Genomic DNA, 22,349 nt, shown 5'->3' with positions numbered 1-22,349 from the left:
CGTGGTGTCGTCGAGCCTCGACGCTTCTCGCGTTCTTCTTCGGTCTTTCAGCCCTTGAGCCCGCTTCCGGCGAGGCCCTGGGTGAAGGCGCGCTGGGCGACGAGGAACCCGATCACGAGGGGCGCCGTGACCACGGCGGCCGCGGCCATCAGGGGGCCGACGTCGGACCCGGATTCCTGGTCGTTGAAGTAGACGATGCCGCGCGGCGGGGTCGCGAGCGCGCGGTCGGAGGTGGCGATGAGCGGCCAGAACAGGTCGTTCCAGTGCGCCGTGACCGAGAAGACCGCGAAGGCGGTCGCCGCCGGCCAGGCCAGCGGGAAGGCGATGCGCCAGACGATCGCGGTCTCGGAGAGCCCGTCCACCCGCGCCGCCTCGAACAGGTCCGACGGGATCTGCGCGAAGAACTGGCGAAACAGGAACATGCCGAAGACGGAGGCGACGAAGGGGGCGATCAGCGCGGTGTAGGTGTCGAGCAGCCGCAGCTGCGCGAGGCCGAGGAAGATCGGGATGGCGGTGACGTGGTAGGGCACGAGCAGCCCGGCGAGCACCATGCCGAACACGAGGGTGCGCGCCCGGAAGCGCCGCTGCGCCAGCGCGTAGGCGCAGGGCACCGCGAACACGATCTGGAAGGCCAGGATGCCCGCGCAGACGACGACGCCGTTCATCAGGTAGCGGGTCAGGTCGACGGCGGTGAAGGCCTCGACGTAGTTCTCCCACTCGAAGCGGCTGGGCAGGAAGGCGATCTCGCGGGAGAAGATCTCGTCGGCGGGCTTCAGCGAGACCGAGAGCATCCACGCGAAGGGCAGGAGCACGATCGCCGCGCCCAGGAGGACGAGCGTGGTCGAGACCGCCCGGCGGAGCAGGAGGCGCGGGATCATCGGTAGTGCACCCGCCGCTCGAGGATGCGGAACTGCGCGAGCGTCAGCGTCAGCACGAAGGCGAAGAACACCATCGTGATGGCGCTCGCGTAGCCCGCCTTGAAGTAGACGAAGCCCTCCCGGTAGAGCGCGTAGACGAGCGTGTCCGACGCGAAGGCGGGGCCGCCGTCGGTGAGCGTGGCGACCGTCTCGAACACGCGGAAGGACTGCGTCGCCGTGATCACCGCGACGAAGAGGGTGGTGGGGCCGAGCATCGGCCAGGTCACGGTCCAGAACCGCTCCCACGGCCGCTCGGCGCCGTCCACCGCGGCGGCGTCGTAGAGGTGCTGCGGGATCGCCGCGAGGCCGGCGAGGAACAGCACCATGTTGTATCCGATCGTCTGCCAGATCCCGATCGCGGCGAGCGTGTAGAGCACGAGGGAGCGGTCCGAGAGCAGGTCCTGGCGCGGGAAGCCGAGGCTGCTCAGCGTGGCGTTGAAGAGCCCGATCGAGGGATGCAGCAGCATCTGCCATGCGAGCGCCATCGCCACGAGGGTGGCGGCCACGGGCAGGAAGTAGGCTGCGCGCAGGATGCTCGAGAGCGTGCGCGACCACGTCGCCATCTCGTGGAGCGCGATGGCGACGAGGAGGGCGAGACCCATCGAGAACGGAATGACGACGGCGACGTAGATCAGCGTGTTCGTCACCGCCCGCCGGCCGATCGGGTCCGTGAAGAGCGTGACGTAGTTGTCGATGCCGATCCAGCGGAAGCTGCGGGCGCCGAACTGGTAGTCCGTGAAGGACAAGACCGCCACGATCAGCACGGGGACGAAGATCAGCACGATCATCATCAGCGTCGCCGGGCCGGCGAGCCAGAGGTCGGTGAGCGCCTCGCGGCGGGAGCGCGTGAGGAGCCTCATGCCGCCGCCCTCTCGAGGCCGAGCGCCAGGCGCGCGCCGCTCTCGGCGTCGAAGAGGTGGACCCGGCTCGGGTCGAATCCGAGCGCGATCTCCGTCCCGGGCGCGGGCGGCGCCCAGTCACCGGGGGCGAGCGCCCGCAGCGCCGCACCGTCGGCGGCGCGCAGGTGCAGCAGCGTCTCGGCCCCGAGGTACTCGACCGCCTCGAGCCGCGCGCGCACCGCGCCGCGCTCGGCGGGGACGAGGTGCTCCGGGCGGATGCCGATCACCGCGCGGGCCGGCAGCGCCGCGCCGCGGGGCCGCCAGCCGGCGAAGGGGCCGGACACCGCGCCGGGCGCCAGCGACACCTCGACGAGGTTGATCGGCTGCGCGCCGATGAAGGCCGCGACCGCGCGGCTCTCGGGGCGCTCGTAGAGATCACGCGGCGCGCCGACCTGGGCGATGCGGCCCGCGAGCACCACCGCGACGCGGTCGGACATGCTCATCGCCTCGACCTGGTCGTGCGTGACGTAGACGAAGCTCCGGCCCGTGCGCTCGTGGAGCGCGGCGAGCTCGGCGCGCATCTGCACGCGCAGCGCCGCATCGAGGTTCGACAGCGGCTCGTCCAGCAGGAAGAGCGCGGGGTCGCGCACCAGCGCGCGGCCGACCGCGACGCGCTGCTTCTGCCCGCCCGACAGCTGGCCCGGCTTGCGATGGAGCAGCCCCTCGATGCCGAGCATCTCGGCGATGGCGGCGACGCGCCTCGCGTGCGCCGCGCGCTTCGCCCGCGCCGAGGGGAGGAGCCGGTCGAGGGCGGGCAGGCGCTCGAGCCGGGTCATGTGTCGCATGGCGAGCGGCAGCGCGATGTTCTGCGCGACCGTGAGGTGCGGATAGAGCGCGTAGGACTGGAAGACCATGGCGACATTGCGCTCGGCGGGCGTCAGCTCGGCGACGTCGCGCCCGTCCATCAGCACCCGGCCGGAGGTCGGCCGGTCGAGGCCGGCCATGATCCTGAGCGTCGTCGACTTGCCGCAGCCGGACGGCCCGAGCAGCGAGGTGAAGCTGCCCTCGGGAACCGCGAGGGAGACGCCGTGGAGCACGGCCGTCTCGCCGAAGCGCCGCGTCACCTCCCGCAGCTCCATCATGCCCCAGCCCCCGACGTGTCCGTAAACTACCGGTCAGATACGGGGATTGGGTGTAAGTTTTATGACGCTCGTGGGGACGATCTCCTGCGAGGGGCTCGCGCGACGCGATGCAGGGCGCCGACGTTCTCCCCTCTCCCTCGTGGAGAGGGGCCGGGGGTGTGGGGCGTCCAGGATCTGTTCGACAGGAATGCAGGCCGTCGCTACCGAAATCGCCCTTCATCGGTGGCGAGATCGTTCTGCACGCCCCCCACCCCCGGCCCCTCCCCACGAGGGGGAGGGGAGAGCGTCGGCGGCCTTCATAGAGGGGGCGACCTCGATCGCCGCTTGCGCCTTTTCCCCTCACACGGCGGCCACCCCGAGGAATCGCCGCGCCAGCCGGTCGCAGACCTCGTCGACGCCGGCGCAGCGGGTCGCGCCGTCCACCGCGGGGGCGTCGTCCAGCGCGAGCACGAGCCGGCCGAAATGCAGGCCGAAGGCCATCTCGCTGAGCGTGCCGTAGCCGCCGCCCACCGCCACCAGCGCGAACGAGGCGCGCGCGATCAGGACGTTGCGCGCGGGGCCGATGCCTGTGGCGAGCGGCACGGCGACGAAGGGGTTCGACGCGTCCCACTCCTCGTCCGGCACGAGGCCGATCGGCCGTCCGCCGGCCTGGAGGTTGCCGCGGCAGACGGCTTCCATGACGCCGTTCTTGCCGCCGCACAGGAGCTGGAGGCCGAGCTGCGCGATCCGTGCGCCGAGCCGCCCGGCGGTCTCGACCTGGCTTTCGGTCGCGACCTTCGGGCCGATGACGCCGACCGGCACGGCGCGCACGGGGCCGGCCGCGTGCAGCGCCGCGCAGGCGTCGGCGGGCGAGAGATCGGCGGCGTCGGGGAGCGGGTCCGCGCAGATCTCCCAGCGCAGCGCCCACGCGTCGAAGGCTCCGCCCGGCCGCCGCAGCCGGCGGCTGCGCGGGCACAGGCGAAGCGTCGTCTCCCTTGCGTCTCGCGGCATCGTCCCCATCCGATCCTCCCTCTCGCCTCCCGGGTGCCCGCGTCCGAACGGGATCGCCTTTTGACAGGAGCGACGCACGATGTAAATAATCTTCCAGATATGGGGAGCGCGTCGCATGGACACCATCGAGCCGGTCGAGGACGGCGCAACGACGCGCCAGCGCGAGATCCTCGCGCTCGTCGAGGAGCGCGGATTCGTCACCATCGAGGACCTCGCCCGCCAGTTCGACGTCTCCGCCCAGACCATCCGCCGCGACATCATCCGGCTCGACGAGCGCGGCGTGCTCCAGCGCTTCCACGGCGGCGCCGGCCTTCCCGAGCCGCGGCGGCGGCCGGCGTATGCCGAGAAGCAGGCGATCCACGTCGCCGCCAAGGAGCGCATCGGTGCGTGCGCGGCCGCCGCGGTGCCGCGCGGGGCGGCGGTGTTCGTCGACGTCGGCACCACCGCGGAGGCGGCCGCGCGGGCGCTCGCGGATCGCACCGATTGCCGGGTGTTCACGAGCAGCCTCGCGGTGGCGGCGATCCTCGGCGCGGCGCGCGAGGGCCCCGACGTGCGCGTGCTCGGCGGCCAGCTGCGGGGGCCGGACGGCTCGCTCGTCGGGGCGGAGGCGCTCGAGGCGCTCGCGCGGCTGCGCCTCGACGTCGCCCTTCTCGGCTGCTCGGGCTTCGACACCGACGGCGCGCCGCTCGACTTCGACCCCGACAAGGTGGCGCTGAAGCGCCTCGCCGTGGAGCGCGCCCGCGAGGCGCTCGTCCTCGCCGACGCGACCAAGTTCGCCCGCGAGGCCCTGATGCGCATCGCGCCCGCGCAGGCCTTCGTCGCCCTCGTCACCGACCGTGTCCCCGAGGGCGCGCTGGCGGACGCCTTCGCGGGGCGGGTGCGGCTCGCCTGAGGCGTCAGCGGAAGGGCGGCTCGTCGAAGGACCTGAGCTTGCGCGAATGCAGCGCGGTCTTCTGCCCGCGCAGGATGTCGAGGGCGGACAGCCCGATCATCAGGTGCTCGCCGACGGCGCGCTGGTAGAAGGCGCTCGCGGCGCCGGGCAGCTTGATCTCGCCGTGCAGCGGCTTGTCGGAAACGCACAAGAGCGTGCCGTAGGGCACGCGCAGACGGTAGCCCTGGGCGGCGATGGTGCCGCTCTCCATGTCGATGGCGATGGCGCGCGAGAGGTTGAAGCGGCGGCGCTCCTGCGTCCAGCGCAGCTCCCAGTTCCGGTCGTCGTTGGTGACGACGGTGCCGGTGCGTAGCCGGCGCTTGAGCATCTCGCCGCTCTCCCCGGTCACCCGCGCGGCCGCGTCCTGGAGCGCGATCTGCACCTCGGCCAGCGCCGGGATCGGCACCTCCGGCGGCACCAGCGCGTCGAGGATGTGGTCCTGGCGCAGGTAGGCGTGGGCGAGCACGTAGTCGCCGATCGTCTGCGACTGGCGCAGGCCGCCGCAATGGCCGACCATCAGCCAGCAATGCGGGCGCAGCACCGCGAGGTGATCGCAGATGGTCTTGGCGTTCGAGGGACCGACGCCGATGTTGACGAGCGTGACCCCGTGTCCGTCTTCCCGCGCGAGGTGGTAGGCCGGCATCTGGTAGCGGTGCCAGGGCGAGCGCGTCATCAGGCTCTCGGCGCTCTCGGCGGCGGCGTCCGCGCGCTCGACGACGATGCCTCCGGGCAGCGAGAGGCGCGTGTAGGGGCTGCCCTCGCGCGCCAGCTCGCCGAGGCTCCACTGCACGAACTGGTCGACGTAGCGGTGGTAGTTCGTCAGCAGGATCCAGGGCTGGACGGCCCGCCAGTCCGAGCCCGTGTAGTGCACGAGGCGGCGCAGCGAGTAGTCCACCCGCACGGCGTCGAAGAGCGCCAGCGGGCGCGCGGGCGCCTCGTCGATGTCCCACAGCCCGTCGGCGATCTCGTCGCCCACCTCGGCGAGCGCCGGGGTCGGGAAATGCTGGGCGAGGTCGCTCGCGGTGACGACCCCGTGGGAGAGCTCGTCGCCGCGCTCGAGCACGTAGGGGTAGGGGATTTCCTGCTCGGAGAGCCCGACCTCGAGGCGCACGCCGTACTCGGAGACGAGGGGGCGCAACTGCTCGAGCAGGTAGGTGCGGAACTGGGCCGGGTGGGTCAGCGTGGTCTCGTAGAGACCCGTCGCCTGCAGTTTGGCGTAGGCGCGCTCGGTGCGCGGCGGCGCGCCGTCGCCGGCGTGGACGACGCGCAGGAGCGGGTAGCGGAAGCGGGCGCGCTCCTCCGGTGTCGGCGGCGCGCCGCCGTGGACGAAGCGCGCGACCGCCTCCCGCAGCGCGTCCGCCGCGCCGTCGTAGAGCGCGCCGAGCCGCGCCACCGCCTCCTCGGCGCCGGCGCAGGCCTCGACTCGCCGCGCGTGCGTCGCTCCGGTCCCCGTCTCGGCCATGATCCCCTCCGTCCGCATCTCGCGCCGGCGCACGCCGGTCCTCCGCCGCGCGACGGAGAGGATGCGCGTCTCCTCTTGCCACCGCGTGCCGCGTCGTTCCTTGTGGCAAGGCCCGGCGACGGGCGCAAGACGAAGACGGGACGCACCCGCGAGGGCGCGCGGGAGGAAGGAGATCCGACGTGAGCGCGACGGACGAGGACGGGGGCGCGCAGCGTCCGGGCGAGGTGGGGGTCGCGCTCCCGGAGCGCACCGATGCGGGCGTCTACTTCATCGGGCGCATCCACACGCCCTGGACCCGCCGGGAGGACTGCCCCAAGAACCCCGCCGCCACCGACGCGCAGTGCACGATCGCCCTCGATCCACGCTTCTCCGGCGGGCTCGCCGATCTCGGGAACTTCTCCCACGTGATCGTGCTCTACTGGATGGACCTGGCCGCGCGCGATCTCGTGGTCCAGCGCCCGCGCAGCCACGGCGCGCCGCGCGGCGTCTTCGCCCTGCGCTCGCCGGCGCGGCCCAACCCGATCGCGCTCTCCTGCGTGCGCCTCGAGCGGATCGACGGCACGAAACTCCATGTCCGCGGGCTCGATTGCCTGGACGGCACACCTCTGATCGATATCAAGCCGTACCTGCCTAGTATCGATTCCCATCCCGATGCCAGCTTCGGTTGGAAAACTGCGGATACGGCGACGAGAGAACACGGGAGAACCCGCTGAGACGCGGTTTTTCTCCGGTCAATAACCAACATAAAACCTTTTGAGCGGCAGGATCGATCTCGGATGGGCGTCTCCACGCTTGGAGCGCTCCAGCAGGGGTGGTCATGGTTCCGTTTCCGGCGAACGAAGCCGAAAGGCTCGCGGCCGTCAGGGCACTGCGCATCCTCGACACCGAGGCGGAGGTCGGCTTCGACGCGGCGTGCCGCACGGCCGCGCGGATCGTCGGGACGCCGATCGCGCTCGTCACGGTCGTGGACGAGCACCGGCAATGGTTCAAGGCGCATCACGGCCTGGACGTCCGTGAGACGCCCCGCGAGATCTCCTTGTGCGCCCACACCATCCTCTCGGACGCGCCCCTCGTCGTCGAGGACACCACCTCCGACCCGCGCTTTCGCGACAACCCGCTCGTCACCGGGGAGCCGGGCGTGCGCTTCTACGCCGCGGTGCCGCTCGTTCTCGATCCAGGCATCCGCGTGGGTACCGTCTGCGTCATCGACACGCGCCCGCGCAGGCTCGGCGCGGACGCGCTCGCGGCGCTGAAGGACTGCGCCGCGATGGTGGTCGAGGCGCTGCGCGCCCGGCGGCGGGAGGTGGAGGCGGACCGGGACGCGTGCGTCGCCGCGGCGGAGGCCCGCTATCGGGCGCTGGCCGAGGCGCTGCCCCACAAGGTCTGGATCACCGACGGGAACGGTCGCACGGTCTTCGAGAACGCCCGCCTGCGCGAGTATCACGGCGGCGAGCTCGGCTCGCTCTCCTCGCGGGTGGCGCTGCGCCATCCCGACGACGACGCCCGTCTCACCGCGTTGCGTTCGGCCGCGATCGAGTCGGGCTCGTTCGTCGAGACGGAGGGGCGCCTGCGCCGTCACGACGGCGTCTATCGCTGGCACCGGCTGACGCTGAGCCCGATCCGGCGCGCGGCGGACGGTCGCGTCGTCGAGTGGCTCGCCGCCTCGCTCGACATCGACGACATCCTGCGCGACCGCGAGCGCCTCGCGCGCACGACGGAGCTGCTCGAGCTCGCGCTGGAGGCCGGCGGCGCCGGCTGGTTCGAGCGCGACGTCGCCTCGGGCTCCTCGCGGATCTCCCGCGAGAGCAAGCGCCTGCTGGGCCTGCCCGAGGACGCGCCGGACACGCTTCCCGGCGAGGCCTTCCAGGCGCTGATGCATCCCGACGACCACGAGCGCGTGCTGCGGGCCCGCACCGCCGCCCTGGCCACGGGGCGCTCCTACGCCACCGAGTTCCGCGTGCGCCTCCCGAGCGGCCGGACACGCTGGATCATGGCGGTGGGACGCCCGAGCCGCGATCCCGACACCGGCGGCGAGCGCGTGCTCGGGCTCAACATCGACATCACCGAGCGCAAGCTCGTCGAGGACGCGATGCGCCGCTCCGAGGCGCGGCTGCGCGCCAGCGAGGAGCGGCTCGCCTACGCGCTCGAGGCGACGAACGAGGGCATCTGGGACTGGGACCTGCGCACCGGCGACGGCTGGCACAGCGAGCGCTGGGCCCAGATGCTCGGCTATCGTCGCGACGAGGTGCCCGCCCACGTCTCGAGCTGGCAGGCGCTGATCCATCCCGAGGATCGCGACGCGGTCGAGGCGCGCGTTTCCGAGCATCTCGAGGGCGCGACCGCGCTCTACGCGAGCGAGCACCGGGTGCGCCACAAGGACGGCTCCTGGCGCTGGATCCTCGACCGCGGCAAGGTGGTCTCCCGCGACACCGCGGGCCGGGCCATGCGCATGGTCGGCACCCACACCGACATCACCGACCGAAAGGAGGCGGAGCATCGCGCCGAGCGGATGGCCCGCCACGACGGGCTCACCGACCTGCCCAACCGCGCGCATTTCCGCGAGCGCCTCGACGAGGCGCTCGAGGCGGCGGCGAAGACGGACGAGAGCGTCGCGCTCGTGTGCATCGACCTCGACCGCTTCAAGGCCGTCAACGACACGCTCGGGCACCCCGTCGGCGACGCCCTGCTCAAGGCGGTGGCGGGCCGGCTCGTCGGCCAGGTGCGCGCGAGCGACGTCGTCGCCCGGCTCGGCGGGGACGAGTTCGCCGTCCTCCAGATCGGCGCACAGCAGCCCGAGGCCGCGCGCTCGCTGGCCCAGCGCATCTCCCAGGCCTTCGCGACGCCGGTCTCGCTCGCGGGCCGCGACCTGTCGGTGGGCCTGAGCATCGGCGTCGCCATGGCGCCGCACGACGGCATGGACGCCGACCAGCTCTTCAAGAGCGCCGACCTCGCGCTCTACCGCGCCAAGGGCGAGGGGCGCTCGACGGTGCGCTTCTTCGAGCCGGCGATGGACGCGAGCGAGCGCGAGCGCCAGGAACTCGAGATCGACCTGCGCGAGGCGATCGCCCGCGAGGAGCTCGACCTGCACTTCCAGCCGGCGCTCGACCTCGAGACCGGCGCGGTCGCCGGATTCGAGGCGCTGGCGCGCTGGACGCACCCCACCCGCGGGCAGATCCCGCCGGACCGGTTCGTGCCGCTCGCCGAGCAGGCCAAGCTCATCGCGGAGCTCGGCGAGTTCGTGCTGCGGCGTGCCTGCGCGGTCGCCGCGACCTGGCCTGCGCCGACGCGGGTCGCCGTCAACGTCTCCCCCGCCCAGTTCGAGAGCGACGATCTCGTCGCGAAGGTCGAGGACGCGCTCGCCCGCTCCGGGCTTCCGGCCTCGCGGCTGGAACTCGAGATCACGGAGACGGTGCTGATCGGCGACGACGCGGCGGTGATGCGCCAGCTCCGCGCGCTGCGCGCGCTCGGCGTGCGCATCGCGCTCGACGACTTCGGCACCGGCTATTCGTCCCTGTCCTACCTGCGCCGCTTCGCCTTCGACCGCATCAAGATCGACCGGTCCTTCATCCGCGACATGGAGGATCCGGACACGGCGGCGATCGTGCGTGCCATCGTCGGGCTCGGCGCACGGCTCGGCATCGCCATCACGGCGGAGGGGATCGAGACGCAGGCGCAGCTCGAGCGGGTGCGCGCGGAGGGATGCGCCGAGGCGCAGGGCTGGCTGATCGGCCGCCCGGGCACGGCGGAGGCCGCCCGTGCGCGGCTGGCGCAGCGGGCGGCGTGAGGGGGCCTCACTCGTAGGTGAAGGTCGAGATCTCGCAGACGTTGACCCGGCTGTCGACGACCTCGTCGCCGTCCGCGAAGACCGCGCGGAAGTCGAACAGGCACTGCCCGGAGCCGTCGTCGATGTCGACGTCGACCGAGTAGCCGCTGCCGAGGACGTCCATGCCGAGGATGTCCTCCTCCCAGCTCGAGCGATCGACGTTGGAGGCGTAGAACTCCATCATCGTCACGCCGGTGTGGTTGACGATCTAGACGACCCGGTTCTGCGCGAGGGCGGCGCCGGGGACGAACGTGGCGGCGAGGAGAAGCGCGCAGGCGCCGAGGGCGCGCGCGGGGTGCGGGAAGCTGGGAGTCACCGGGGTTGCTTTCGGAAAGGAGCGCGCCGGATCGGCGCGGCTGCAGGCGCTAGCGACGGCACGCCCGGTGTCCATCGCGCATCGCGGGACCTCCGCCCCATGCGGGAAATCGCGTTTGCGCACTCCCGCCGGACGCGCTTCGCCCCTCAGCCCGTCCGCGCCGCCTTGTCGACCACCTCCACCATGTGATCGAAGCGGGCGCGGAAGGTGCCGACGCCCGCGGTGAGCGAGCGCAGGTCGACGATGAACCCGTCCATCTCCGCCTCGGGCAGGAGCGCGCCGAGCACGTCCCAGCCCTCCCAGCCCGGGCGCGGCGCGTAGGCCTGGATCTGGCCGCGCCGCGCGCAGACGAGCTGCGTCGCCTTCGAGATGGCGTCCGACGGCGCGACGATCTCCACCGCGAGCACGGGCTCGAGCACGGTCGTCCCGGCCTCCGCGAGCGCCCGCGCGACGGCCGCGCGACCGGCGGCCTGGAAGGCGGCGTCGGACGAGTCGACCGCGTGCCAGCCGCCGTCTTCGAGTGTCACCGCCACGTCGACGACGGGATGGCCCTGTGGTCCGCTCGCGAGCGCGGCCTGCGCGCCCGCCTTCACCGAGGGGATCCATTGCCTGGGCACGACGCCGCCGGTGATCGTGTCGGCGAAGGCGAAGCCCTCGCCACGGGGCAGCGGCGCGACCGTGACGGCGACGTCGGCGAACTGGCCGTGCCCGCCGGTCTGCTTCCTGTGGCGCGCCCGCGCGCTCGCCGGGCGGCGGATCGTCTCGCGATAGGCGATCGCGGGTGCCTCGGTCTCGACCGCGAGACCGAAGCGGCTCGCGAGCCGCTCGACCGCCAGCCGCAGGTGGATCTCGCCCTGGCCCATGATCCGCAGCGCACCGGTGTCGGCGTCCTGGCGCACGACGAGGGCGGGGTCCTCGTCGCGGAGCCTGGCCAGGCAGGCGGCGAGCTTCGCCTCGTCCTTGCGGTCGGGCACGCGCACCACGCGCACGTGGACGGGGTCCGGCGCGACCACGGTGGCGACGGCGTCCGGCCGCTCGCGGCCCACCTGGACGCTCTCCCCCGTGACGACCGTGTCGAGCCTGGCGAGCCCGACGAGGGCGCCCTCGCCCGCCTCGCCGATGCGCCGGCTCGCCTCGCCGCACAGGGCGGCGACGCCGGCGACGCGTGCGGACGCGCCGCGCGAGCCGACGACGCCATCGCCCTCGGCGATGCGGCCGCGCAGCACGCGCGCGACGGAGAGCTTGCCTGCGTGGCCCGTGTGGCGGGTCGCGATCACCTGGGCGAGCGGCGGGCCCTCGGGGGAGACGCCGAGGCGGGCGCGCGTCTGCGGCAGGCGCGGCGCCTCGTGGCGCAGCGCCTTGAGGAGGCGCGTCACGCCGTTGCCGTGCTCGGCCGAGCCGAACAGGACGGGCACCACGTGGCGCTCGCGCAGCTCGCGGGCGAGGTCGTCGAAGACGCGGTCGCGCGGCGGCTCGATGTCGGAGAGGAGCTCCTCCATCAGCGCGTCGTCGTAGTCGGCGAGCCGTTCCAGCATCTGGAAGCGCGCGTCTCGCGCGTCCGGCGGCGCCGTGTCCGAGCCTTCGACGACGCGGCTCGGCGCGTGCTCGCGGTAGATGAAGGCGCGCTCGAGGGCGAGGTCGACGAAGCCCACCGCGATGCCGTCCTTCCAAATCGGGATCTGGCGCAGGAGCAGGGGCGTGCGCGAGGCGCGCTGGAGCAGCGCCAGCGTGTCGCGCACGCGCTGGGCGGCGGTGTCGATCTTGTTGAGGAAGAGGAAGCGCGGCACGTCCGCCTCCTCCAGCTCCCGCAGGATCGGCTCGAGCGCCGGGATCTTGCGCTCGTCGGCCTCGCACACGACGATCGCCGCGTCGCAGGCGGGCAGGACCGCGCGCATGTCCTGGGCGAGTTCGACGGAGCCGGGGCAGTCGACGAAGTGGAACGTCTCGCCGAGGAAATCTGCGCCGGCGAAATCGAGCTCGGTGCTCATGGCGTGGGCGCGCGCCTCGCGGCTCGAGCCCCCCACGCTCGTTCCCGCCGCGACGGAGCCGGCGCGCGCGATGGCGCCCGCGCGCTCGAGCAGGCTCTCCATGAGCGTCGTCTTGCCGCTCTGGAATGGGCCGACGATGGCGACGCACCGTGCCGCGCCGCCGCTGATCTCCGTGTCCGGCATGGGTGACCTCCCGCGTTTCGCCCCGCTTCGGGGACGCGCCTTCTCGCGGGCGCTTGCCTTCGCCCGTCCATGCTCTGCCGGTCGACCGCGCTTGGCAAGCCCCGCCGACATCCGGAATTCAGCGGAACCGGGCTGCGGTGGGGGTCGCGTCGGGCTAGGCTCGCGGCATTGCGGTGGCCGGGCGAATCAGCGGCCGGGTTGCGGGTGGTCGAACCGGGAGGCGGCATGCGGATCGAGGCGGAGGCGGCGCGGCGGTTCCTGTGCGAGCGGCTGGGGCTCGCGGGCGCGCATTGGGTGGACGCGGCGCCGCTCGCGCGGCTCGGCATGGTGCAGATCGACACGATCCGCATCGCCGGCGGGCGCAATCACGAGCTCGTTCTCGCCGCGCGCGCCGACGTGCCGACCCGCGGTTTCGACGCGCGGGTCTACGGGCCGGGCGGCTTCGTCGAGCAGCACTACCCGGTCCACCTCGTGCGCAGCGCCTGGCGTCGCCGCTTCATGGAGGGAATGGCCCACCGCGCCGGCCGCTACCGCATCGCCGGCATGAGCGACGCCGAGGTCGCCGCGCTGGAGGAGCGCGTCCTCGACCGGATCCGCGCGCACGGACCGGCCAAGGCGCGCGACTTCGACAGCCTGCGCGTGCCAGGCGGCTTCGACACGCTCAAGGCGACGACGATCGCGCTGGAGCGGCTCCATCTCGCCGGGCGCCTCCAGATCGCCGGGCGTTCCCGCTCCTTCGAGCGGGTGTTCGACCTGACCGAGCGCCTGCATCCCGACGCCTGCGAGCCCGTCGTTCCCGGCCCGCTCGACGAGGCGGCGGTCGCCGACCTCGCCCGCTACGCGCTCGAGGTCCTGCGCCTCGCCACCCCCGACGCGCTCGTCGAGCGCGTGCAGCATCACGCCGGCCCCTGGCGCGGGGACGCGCGCAGGGAGCGCCTGCGCACGCTCACCCACGCCGCGCTCGACCGGATCGGCGCCGTGCCGGTGGAGGTCGTCGTCGACGGCGAGCCGGTGGCGCACCTCGTGCTCGCGGAGGATCTCGACGCCCTGCGCGCGGCCGCCGAGGGCGACGCGCCGGCGCCAGACGACCCGATGCGGATCGTCCCGCCGCTCGACAACCTGCTCTTCGACCGCCCGCGCTTCGCGCGCCTGTTCGGTCGGCGTTTCCTGTTCGAGGCCTACAAGCCCAGGCGTGAGCGCAGCTTCTACTTCGCCATGCCGCTCGTGCACCGTGCCCGCTTCGCCGGCATCGTCGACCTGCGCCTCGTCGAGGGCCGACGGCTGATGGTGGAACGGCTCGAGGCCGTGCCCTGGACGGAACGCGAGCCCCTGCGCGCGGCGCTCCACCGCCTCGCCGGCCTCGTCGGCGCCGAGCGCGTGAGCGCGCACGCGCGCATCGACGCGGCGATGCGCAAGGCGGTGATCGGGCGGGTGGCGGCGCCCGGGTCGTGAGCCGATGGCGCCGCCCTGGTCGCGCCGCACGCCTCCCGGCGCCCGTCAGCGGCCGAGATCCGCCTCCGCCTGGGCCACCTCGCGCTTCACCCGCAGGAACGTGTCGGGCGTCACCGAGATCGTGTCGATGCCCTCCTCGACGAGGAAGCGCGCGAAGTCCGGGTGGTCGCTCGGGGCCTGGCCGCAGATGCCGGTGTGGGTGCCGCTCTTCTTGGCCGCGACGAGCAGATCGCTGATGAAGCTCTTCACGGCCTCGTGGCGCTCGTCGAAGAGCGAGGCGAGGCGGTCGGAGTCGCGGTCGACGCCGAGCACGAGCTGGGTGAGGTCGTTCGAGCCGATGGAGAACCCGTCGAAGCGCTCGGCGAAGCGGTGGGCGAGGCGCACGTTCGAGGGGAGCTCCGCCATGACGTAGACCTCGAGCCCGTTCTCGCCGCGGCGCAGGCCGTTCCTCGCCATCTCGTCGAGCACCTTGTCGGCCTCCTCGGGCGTGCGGCAGAAGGGGATCATCATGACGATGTTGGTCATGCCGATCACCTCGCGGGCCCGCTTCACCGCCCGGCATTCCAGGGCGAAGCCCTCGCGGTAGTCCGGGTGGTAGTACCGGCTCGCCCCGCGCCAGCCGATCATCGGGTTCTCCTCCTCGGGCTCGAACCCCCGGCCGCCGAGCAGCTCCGCGTACTCGTTCGTCTTGAAGTCGCTCATGCGCAGCACGACGGGCTTCGGATAGTGCGCGGCCGCGATGCGGGCGACGCCGCGGGCGAGCACGTCGACGAAGAACTCCTCGCGGGAGGCGTAGCCCCGGGTGAGGTCGTCGATCTCGCGGCGGACCTGCTTGTCCTCCAGCTGGTCGTAGCGCACCAAGGCCATGGGATGGACCTTGATGTGGTTGGAGACGATGAACTCCATGCGCGCGAGCCCGACGCCGTCGGTCGGCAGCCGCCACCAGCGGAAGGCGGCGGACGGGTTGGCGAGGTTGATCATCACCTTGGTCTTGGTGGCGGGGATCTCGGAGAGGTCGGTCTCCTCCACCGCGAAGTCGGCGATGCCCTCGTAGACCCGGCCGACGTCGCCCTCCGCGCAGGAGACCGTGATCTCCATGCCGTTCTCGAGCACCGACGTGCCGATCTCCGTGCCGACGATGGCGGGGAGCCCCAGCTCGCGCGAGACGATCGCGGCGTGGCTCGTGCGTCCGCCGTGATCGGTGACGATGGCCGCCGCCTTCTTCATGATCGGCACCCAGTCGGGGTCCGTCATGGTGGTGACGAGCACGGCGCCGGGCTCGAACTTCTCGATGTCCGCGGGCGTGTCGAGCTTGCACACGCGGCCCGCGCCGATGGCGTCGCCGACGGAGAGACCCTCGACCAGGAGCCTGCCCTTGCTCTTCAGCGCATAGGACTTGAGCTGCCCCGCCTCGCGGCGCGACTGCACGGTCTCGGGCCTCGCCTGGACGATGAAGAGCTCGCCCGTCTCGCCGTCCTTGGCCCATTCCATGTCCATGGGCTGGCCGTAGTGCTTCTCGATCGCGGTCGCCCAGCGGGCGAGCTGCATCACCTCCGCGTCGTCGAGCGTGAAGCGCCGGCGCTCGTCCTCCGTCGTGTCGACCGTGCGCGTGGGGAACCGCGCGCCGGGCGCGGAGAACACCATCTTGCGGCTCTTGGCGCCGCGCGCCTTCTCGACGATGGGGGTCAGCCCCGGCGTCTCCAGGAGCGGCTTGAAGACCTGGAACTCGTCGGGCTCGACGATGCCCTGCACCACGGTCTCGCCGAGCCCCCAGGCGCCGGTGATCAGTACGGAGCGGGGAAAGCCGGTCTCGGTGTCGATCGAGAACATCACGCCGGAGGAGGCGATGTCGGAGCGCACCATGCGCTGGACCCCGACGGAAAGCGCGACCTTCATGTGGTCGAAGCCGTGGTTCTCGCGATAGGCGATCGCCCGGTCGGTGAAGAGCGAGGCGTAGCAGCGCCGGCAGGCGTCGAGGAGCGCGTTGTTGCCCTCGATGTTGAGGAAGGTCTCGAGCTGCCCGGCGAAGCTCGCCTCGGGCAGGTCCTCGGCGGTGGCCGAGGAGCGCACCGCGACCTTCGCCTTCCTGCCGTCCGTCGCCATCTCGGCATAGGCGGCGAGGACCGCGTCGCGCAGGTCGTCCGGGAAATGGGCCTCGAGCAGCAGCCCCCGCACCCGCTCGCCGACGGCGTGGAGGTTCGAGAGGTCGCTCTCCAGCCCGCCGATCGCCTCCGTGATCACCGGGCCGAGATCGTTCGCCTCGACGTAGCGCCAGTAGGCGGCGGCGGTGGTGGCGAAGCCCCCGGGCACCCGGATGCCTTGCGCGGCGAGGTTGCCGATCATCTCGCCCAGCGAGGAATTCTTGCCGCCGACGAGCGCGCCCTCGCCTCTCGTCAGGTCCGAGAGGGGCAGCACCAGTTCCTTGTCCTTGCTCATCCGGGGTCTCCCTGTGGCGTGTTCGTGGCTGGGGCCGGCTCCCGTCCTTCGACGGCGCGGGCCTGCTGCGCTTCGCGGACCGGCACGTCCACGTCGGGCCGGCTCTCCCGGACGAGCCCGAAGGTGAAGCTCTGGCCGGGGCTGATCTCGCGGGCATGCCCGCGATAGGCGATCGAGACGGGCGGCGCCGACATCGTGCGGCTAGACACCGTGAGCGTGTCCTGCGTGATGGAAAGGTCGAGGATCTGGCGGCGGAAGCGCACCGTCGTCTCGAGCCGCGTCACCTCCTCGGGCAGGCGCGGGTCGAGCACGAGCGTGCTCGCCCGCATGCGGATGCCCGTGTAGCACCGCTGGAGCAGGTCGACGGTGCCCGCCATGGCGCCCAGATGGATGCCCTCCTCGGTCGTGCCGCCCTGCACGTCGGCGATGTCCGAATCGAGCGCCTCGAGCGCGAGCCGCCAGGACGCCTTGCGGTCGGAGCGGGCGAGCACCCAGGCGTGCGTGACGAAGGACAGGGTCGAGCCGTGCGAGACCCGCGCGAGGTAGTAGTCGATCGTGTCGAGGATCTGCGCCGAGGAGAAGGCGTAGCCCAGCCGGTCGAGGATCTCGCGGATCTCCTCGCGGCTGAACAGGTAGAAGATCATCAGGACGTCGGCCTGCTTGGAGACCTTGTAGGCGTTCGCGTCCTCGCCCTCGGCCTCGAGGATGCGGTCGAGCCGCTGGAGGCTCGGCCAGCGCGCCCGGTAGCCGGCCCAGTCGAACTCCTTCAGCGCCCCGTAGCCGTCGAACTGCGAGATCACCCCGTCGTGGAAGGGAATGACGAGGCCCCGTGAGATCGCGTCCCAGCGGGCGATCTCCTCGGGCGAGATCGCGAGCGTCTCGCACAGGCGCCTCCGGTTGTCGTCCGGCAGCAGGTCGAGCACGTCGCTCGCGCGGGTGAGGAGCCAGGCCACGATGAAGTTGGTGTACGCGTTGTCGTCGAGCCCGCCCTCCGTGGTGGCGTCGCGGCCGGGGTAGCCGTCGTGGAACTCGTCGGGGCCCATCACCCCACGAATGGAGAACCGCCCGTCCTCGCGCCGCTCGGCGAGGCTCGACCAGAAGCGCGCGATCTCCAGGAACAGCTCCGCGCCATAGTCGCGCAGGAACTCGCGATCGTCCGTCGCCTCGTAGTATTGCCAGACATTGTAGGCGACCGCCGCGCCGATGTGGCGCTGGCGATAGGAGTTGTCCGGCAGCCAGCGGCCGGACATCGGGTTGAGGTGGACGGTCTGCGTTTCCTCACGCCCGTTCGAGCCGCTCATCCAGGGGAACATCGCGCCGGCGAGGCCCTCGGCGCGCGCCGCGCGGCGCGCCTCGCCGAGGCGCCGCCAGCGGTAGCGCAGCAGCGCCCGGGTCAGCACCGGCAGCCGCAGCGTCAGGAACGGGAAGATGAACAGCTCGTCCCACATGATGTGGCCGCGGTAGGCCTCGCCGTGCCAGCCCCGCGGCGGGACGCCGACGTCGAGATCGACCGAATGCGGGGAGGCCGTCTGCAGCAGGTGGAAGACGTGCAGCCTCAGCTTCAGCTGCGCGCCGCCGTTCTGGGGGCTCTCGACGCGGATGTCCGCCTGGTCCCAGAGATGCCGCCAGGCACGCGCGTGTGCCTCCCGGGCGACCTCGAAGGACGCGACCCGGGCGACGCTGCGGCAGGCCTCGTGCAGGGGTTCCGCGACGGCGTGGTCGTGCGCGTTGAAGTAGGCGGCGATCTTCTCGACGCGCACGGAGCGACCGGCCTCGGCTTCGATCTCGAGCTCCTGCCAGGCGGATGCCGCGAGCGCCTCCTTGCGGTCGGAGAGGATGCGTGCGCCGTGCGTCTCGACGGCGAGGCGCTGGGCGAGCGCCACCTCGCGGCGCGCCTGGACGAAGCGGGTGCGCAGCGCGACGACGCCGTCCTCGCCGCAGGTGGTCTCGGGCGCGGCGAGGTGGCGCCCGTCGAGGGCGCGGTAGCGCTTCACGCCCCGATTGACCACGCCCCCGTCGACGCCCGCGCGCAGGCCGAGGCGGCCGGACCAGTTCTCCGGCGTCAGCGTCACCGCGAGCGCGCACAGGTGCGGATCGTCCATGGAGACGAGCCGCTCCTCCTGCCAGCGCGTGATCCGTCCGCCCGCGTCGCGCATCCGGAACCCGCGCCGCAGGAGCCCGTCCTTCAGGGAGAGTTCCTGGCCATAGTCGAGCCGCTCGTACTCCCCCGCGTGGAGCCAGGGTCCGTCCTCGGCGCGCAGGTGCAGCGGCAGCCAGTTCGGCAGGTTGACGAGGTCCTCGTTCTCGACGTCCCGGTCGCCGACCCGGGTCGTCAGCCGGTCGTAGCCGCCCGCGAGGTACGTGCCGGGATAGTGCACGTCGTCCGCGCGGGCGTCCGCGGCCGCCGCGCGGGAGACGACATACCCGTTGCCGAGCGCGCAGAGGACCTCCCGGAGGCCCTCGGCGCCGGGATCGAAGCCGTCGTATCCGAGTGTCCACTCGCCGCGCATGCGCTTCCCCGCGCTCGCCCCGGGACGAGCCGCGGGGCCTGCCTGGATGTGCCGCCGCGTCGAGCCCGGGTCGGCCCGTGTGCGGCGGAGTCGGACGATGCGGCACAATAGCGCGCGAAACGCGCCTGTAGCTCCGGCTGGACCCGATCGGGGTTGGTACGGAGGACCGACAGCGGACCGATCGCCCCGTTCGCCCCATTCGCCGCCGGCAGCCGCTCCGTGCGGGCTGCCGCGGCCGACGTGCCGACGTGCGCGCGCGAGGCCGGGTTCGCCCGCGCATCGAGAGTGAGGCCGGATACGTTCGGGGTCGGGGCGGGCTGGCCGGCGAGCTGGCGGGATGGGGCGCGCCGGCTGGGGTGCGCTGGCTGGGGCGGCAGGATTCGAACCTGCGTATGGCGGTACCAAAAACCGCTGCCTTACCGCTTGGCGACGCCCCAATGCGGCGGGTGGACCCGCGGCGGTCGCGGACCATAGTGCGCTCGTGCGCGCGAGGCAACGTGTTTCGGCGAGGCCCCGCCGGCCTGCCGAAAACGTGCCGCACACGCCGAAACAGCGCTTGCGCCCCGCGATCCCGCCCGCTATATCCCCGTCCTCACCAGGAGATCGGAGTGTAGCGCAGCCTGGTAGCGCACCTCGTTCGGGACGAGGGGGTCGCAGGTTCGAATCCTGCCACTCCGACCAAACACTCCGAGAGCGATCTCACTCCCGCTGCGATGCTGGGCCTCGAGACGCCGACCACGTCACGCATCGCGCGAACCGCGATCAGCGGCGCAGCATCCCTCCCAGCACCCCACGCACGATCGCCCGGCCGACGGTCGAGCCGGTGCGTCCGCCGATGGCGCGGCCGATGTCCGCCGCTGCCTGGCCGGCGACGCGGCCGACGACGGTGCGGGTGACCTCGCGGGCGACGCGCTGGCCGGTGGTGAGGCGCCCGCGGCGTCCGCCGCCGGCGTTCCCTCCGACGCCGAAGAAGCCGCCGAGCGCGTCGAGCAGGTTCCCTTTCTCCTCGGGGATCTCCTGCTCGCGCAGCGCCTCCTCGGCGCGGGCGGCGAGAATTTCGTAGGCGCTCTCGCGGTCGACCGGCGTGTCGTAGCGGCCCGCGAGCGGGCTCGCGCGGACGATCCGGTCGCGCTCCGCTTCGGTCGCCGGGCCGACGCGAGCCATCGGCGGGGCGACGAGGGTGCGCTCGACCACGCTCGGCGCGCCCTTCGCGTCGAGGGTGGAGACGAGCGCCTCGCCGACGCGCAGCTCGGTGATGGCGGTGGCGACCGCGAAGGCTTCGTTCTGGCGGAAGGTCTCGGCGGCGGCCCGCACGGCGCGCTGGTCGCGCGGGGTGAAGGCGCGCAGCGCGTGCTGGACGCGGTTGCCGAGCTGCCCGAGCACCTCGTCGGGCAGGTCGAGCGGGTTCTGGGTGACGAAGTAGACGCCCACGCCCTTCGAGCGGACGAGGCGCACGACGCGCTCGATCGTGTCGAGGAGCGCCTTCGGCGCGTCGTCGAAGAGGAGATGCGCCTCGTCGAAGAAGAACACCAGCACGGGCTTGTCCGGGTCGCCGACCTCGGGGAGAGTCTCGAACAGCTCGGACAGGAGCCACAGCAGGAACGTGGCGTAGAGCCGCGGCGTCGCCATCAGCCGCTCGGCGCACAGGAGGTTGATCGTGCCCCGCCCCGTGCGGTCGGTGCGCATCAGATCGCGGATGTCGAGCGCCGGCTCGCCGAGAAAGGCCTCGCCGCCCTGGTTCTCGAGCACCAGGAGCTGGCGTTGGATCGCGCCGACCGACGCCCTCGAGACGTTGCCGTAGAGGGCGGAGAGCTGCTTGGCGTTCTGCGCGACGAAGGCGAGCAGCGCACGCAGGTCCTTCAGGTCGAGGAGGAGGAGCCCCTCTTCGTCCGCGAGGCGGAAGGCGATGTTGAGGATGCCCTCCTGCGTGTCGTTGAGATCGAGGAGCCGCGACAGCAGCAGCGGGCCGATCTCGGAGACGGTGGCGCGGATCGGGTGGCCCCGCTCGCCGAAGAGATCCCAGAACACGACCGGATAGTCGTCCGGCGCGTAGGGAACGCCGATCTCGGCGGCGCGGTCGACGAACGGCTTCTTCGAATCGCCCGCCTGGGAGACGCCGGAGAGGTCGCCCTTGACGTCCGCTGCGAAGACCGGGACGCCCGCGTTCGAGAAGCCCTCCGCGAGCGTCTGCAGCGTCACCGTCTTGCCGGTGCCGGTCGCGCCGGCGACGAGGCCGTGGCGGTTGGCGCGGCGCAGGAGGAGCGTCTGCTCGAGGAGGGGCCCCGCCTCGCCGCGCCCGTCTTCGCGGCGGCTCTTGCCGATCAGGATGCCGTCTTCGCCCACGTCGCCCCCGGGAGTGTCGTCGTCCACGGCGGGCATTCTGGCGCGACGGGGACGTTCCCGCCAGTGGCACGCGCACGAAAACGGCCGGGGCTCGCGCTCCGGCCGTCCGATGTCGTCGAGGCCTCGGGCCGGACCCGTGGGGCCTCACTTGCCCCGGAGCGTGTCCTTGATGCCGCCGACCGTGTTCTGGGCCTTGCCCTCGGCCTGCTGCGCGCGGCCCTCCGCCTGCGTCTTCTGGTCTCCGGTGACCTTGCCGACGGCTTCCTTCGCCTTGCCGGCCATGTTCTTGGCGGAGCCTTCGGTGCGATCGTGATCGATGGCCATGTGCGTCTCCCTGGATTTGGGCGTGCCCCGTGCGAGGCGATGCCCGTCGTCGAGCGAACCCGCCGGGCGACCCGGAGTTCCGTTCCGGGGAGCGAGGCGCCCTGCGGGCGTCGGAGCGGGCCTTGCGCTTCGGGGACGGCTCTGCGACCCATGTCTCCCCGACTCGGTTTGGAAGAGACGAGCCCGCGCCGAGGCGGGCGAAGACACGGAGACGACGACCATGGACGACCTGATCGCCCGCATCACCGAGAAGACGGGCCTCGATCCCGAGACCGCCCGCAAGGCGGTGGGCATCATCCTCGCCTTCCTGCGCAAGGAGGGGCCGCCGGCGGAGGTGAACGCGCTCATCGCGGCGATGCCCGCAGCGGAGCAGGCGATGGCCGACGGCGAGGAGGCCTCCGGCGCCGGCGGGCTGATGGGCTCGATCGGCGGGATGATGGGCGGCGGCGTGATGCAGCTCGGCGGGAAGCTGATGCAGATCGGCGTCGACATGGGCCAGATGCAGCCGCTCGGCCGCGAGCTGTTCGCCTACGGCCGCGAGAAGGTGGGGGAGGACACGCTCGGGCCGATCGTGGGATCGATCCCCGGGCTGCAGCAGTTCGTCTGAGACGGGCGCCCGGCCCGTCGCCGGCGGTGCATCCGTGGGATGCCCGTCGCGTGCGACACGGATGCGAGGCCCCGCCCCTGGCGAAC

16 protein-coding genes and 2 tRNA genes are annotated in these 22,349 nt (G+C 72.5%); 6 read left to right on the top strand and 12 right to left on the bottom strand.

All coding sequences use genetic code 11. From position 1 onward, the window contains the following. Nucleotides 1-47: 47 nt before the first annotated feature. The 4 genes from AB9M23_RS16730 to AB9M23_RS16715 form a co-directional block, all read right to left on the bottom strand. Complete coding sequence (locus tag AB9M23_RS16730) at nt 48-878, bottom strand: carbohydrate ABC transporter permease (RefSeq protein ID WP_372425709.1); 831 nt, start codon at nt 876-878, stop codon at nt 48-50. Beyond that, nucleotides 875-1,777: a carbohydrate ABC transporter permease gene (locus AB9M23_RS16725; RefSeq protein WP_372425708.1), complete on the bottom strand. Its 903-nt coding sequence runs from the start codon at nt 1,775-1,777 to the stop codon at nt 875-877. The genes AB9M23_RS16730 and AB9M23_RS16725 overlap by 4 nt, the downstream gene beginning before the upstream one ends. After that, a complete protein-coding gene (locus AB9M23_RS16720; RefSeq protein WP_372425707.1) occupies nt 1,774-2,898 on the bottom strand; it encodes an ABC transporter ATP-binding protein in 1,125 nt (374 codons plus the stop codon). Before AB9M23_RS16720 ends, AB9M23_RS16725 begins: the two co-directional genes overlap by 4 nt. Before the next feature lie 339 nt (nt 2,899-3,237). Continuing rightward, the gene (locus tag AB9M23_RS16715; protein ID WP_372425706.1) at nt 3,238-3,888 is read right to left on the bottom strand and encodes an SLOG cluster 4 domain-containing protein; all 651 of its coding nucleotides are present in this window, start codon (nt 3,886-3,888) and stop codon (nt 3,238-3,240) included. A 115-nt stretch (nt 3,889-4,003) separates the two neighbouring features. On the opposite strand from AB9M23_RS16715, the gene AB9M23_RS16710 reads away from it, so the two are divergent. Beyond that, nucleotides 4,004-4,780, top strand: coding sequence for a DeoR/GlpR family DNA-binding transcription regulator (locus AB9M23_RS16710; RefSeq protein WP_372425705.1), 777 nt, complete (start codon nt 4,004-4,006; stop codon nt 4,778-4,780). 4 nt (nt 4,781-4,784) lie between these two features. On the opposite strand, the gene AB9M23_RS16705 is transcribed toward AB9M23_RS16710, so the two are convergent. Continuing rightward, a complete protein-coding gene (locus AB9M23_RS16705) occupies nt 4,785-6,281 on the bottom strand; it encodes an AMP nucleosidase (protein WP_372425704.1) in 1,497 nt (498 codons plus the stop codon). Nucleotides 6,282-6,460: 179 nt separating this feature from the next. On the opposite strand from AB9M23_RS16705, the gene tsaA reads away from it, so the two are divergent. Next, nucleotides 6,461-6,994, top strand: a complete 534-nt coding sequence (tsaA, locus tag AB9M23_RS16700; protein WP_372425703.1) for a tRNA (N6-threonylcarbamoyladenosine(37)-N6)-methyltransferase TrmO — start codon at nt 6,461-6,463, stop codon at nt 6,992-6,994. 104 nt (nt 6,995-7,098) lie between these two features. After that, a complete protein-coding gene (locus AB9M23_RS16695) occupies nt 7,099-10,065 on the top strand; it encodes a bifunctional diguanylate cyclase/phosphodiesterase (RefSeq protein WP_372425702.1) in 2,967 nt (988 codons plus the stop codon). A 7-nt stretch (nt 10,066-10,072) separates the two neighbouring features. Here the strand turns inward: AB9M23_RS16695 and AB9M23_RS16690 are convergent, their stop codons facing one another. After that, complete coding sequence (locus AB9M23_RS16690; RefSeq protein ID WP_372425701.1) at nt 10,073-10,294, bottom strand: hypothetical protein; 222 nt, start codon at nt 10,292-10,294, stop codon at nt 10,073-10,075. Between the two features lie 272 nt (nt 10,295-10,566). Beyond that, the gene (locus AB9M23_RS16685) at nt 10,567-12,591 is read right to left on the bottom strand and encodes an elongation factor G (RefSeq protein WP_372425700.1); all 2,025 of its coding nucleotides are present in this window, start codon (nt 12,589-12,591) and stop codon (nt 10,567-10,569) included. A 225-nt stretch (nt 12,592-12,816) separates the two neighbouring features. Between AB9M23_RS16685 and AB9M23_RS16680 the strand changes: the two genes are divergently transcribed. Beyond that, entirely contained in the window at nt 12,817-14,043 is a 1,227-nt protein-coding gene (locus AB9M23_RS16680; protein ID WP_372425699.1) for a DNA glycosylase AlkZ-like family protein, read from the top strand. A gap of 45 nt (nt 14,044-14,088) precedes the next feature. Here the strand turns inward: AB9M23_RS16680 and ppsA are convergent, their stop codons facing one another. From ppsA to AB9M23_RS16665, 3 genes are all read right to left on the bottom strand, one after another. Then, on the bottom strand, nt 14,089-16,479 hold the full coding sequence (gene ppsA / locus AB9M23_RS16675; protein ID WP_372425698.1) for a phosphoenolpyruvate synthase: 2,391 nt from the start codon (nt 16,477-16,479) through the stop codon (nt 14,089-14,091). After that, nucleotides 16,476-18,989 (bottom strand): glycoside hydrolase family 65 protein, encoded by a 2,514-nt coding sequence (locus AB9M23_RS16670; protein WP_372425697.1) that lies wholly within the window; start codon nt 18,987-18,989, stop codon nt 16,476-16,478. The genes ppsA and AB9M23_RS16670 overlap by 4 nt, the downstream gene beginning before the upstream one ends. Before the next feature lie 362 nt (nt 18,990-19,351). Further along, nucleotides 19,352-19,426, bottom strand: a tRNA-Gln gene (locus AB9M23_RS16665). A gap of 167 nt (nt 19,427-19,593) precedes the next feature. Here AB9M23_RS16665 and AB9M23_RS16660 point away from each other — a divergent pair. Next, a tRNA-Pro gene (locus AB9M23_RS16660) sits at nt 19,594-19,670 on the top strand. Between the two features lie 81 nt (nt 19,671-19,751). Here AB9M23_RS16660 and AB9M23_RS16655 read toward each other — a convergent pair. Together AB9M23_RS16655 and AB9M23_RS16650 are read right to left on the bottom strand one after the other, a co-directional pair. Further along, complete coding sequence (locus AB9M23_RS16655; RefSeq protein WP_372425696.1) at nt 19,752-21,368, bottom strand: helicase HerA-like domain-containing protein; 1,617 nt, start codon at nt 21,366-21,368, stop codon at nt 19,752-19,754. A 108-nt stretch (nt 21,369-21,476) separates the two neighbouring features. Continuing rightward, nucleotides 21,477-21,656, bottom strand: coding sequence for a CsbD family protein (locus tag AB9M23_RS16650; RefSeq protein WP_372425695.1), 180 nt, complete (start codon nt 21,654-21,656; stop codon nt 21,477-21,479). Nucleotides 21,657-21,876: 220 nt separating this feature from the next. Here AB9M23_RS16650 and AB9M23_RS16645 point away from each other — a divergent pair, with 220 nt between their 5' ends. Beyond that, the gene (locus AB9M23_RS16645) at nt 21,877-22,263 is read left to right on the top strand and encodes a DUF2267 domain-containing protein (protein ID WP_372425694.1); all 387 of its coding nucleotides are present in this window, start codon (nt 21,877-21,879) and stop codon (nt 22,261-22,263) included. The last annotated feature ends 86 nt before the right edge of the window (nt 22,264-22,349 follow it).

It is taken from the genome of Salinarimonas chemoclinalis (assembly GCF_041514305.1).
Taxonomy (GTDB): Bacteria; Pseudomonadota; Alphaproteobacteria; order Rhizobiales; family Beijerinckiaceae; genus Salinarimonas; species Salinarimonas chemoclinalis.
The sequence above is the reverse complement of the archived record's forward strand: the minus strand, read 5'-3'. Positions and strand labels throughout refer to the sequence as shown.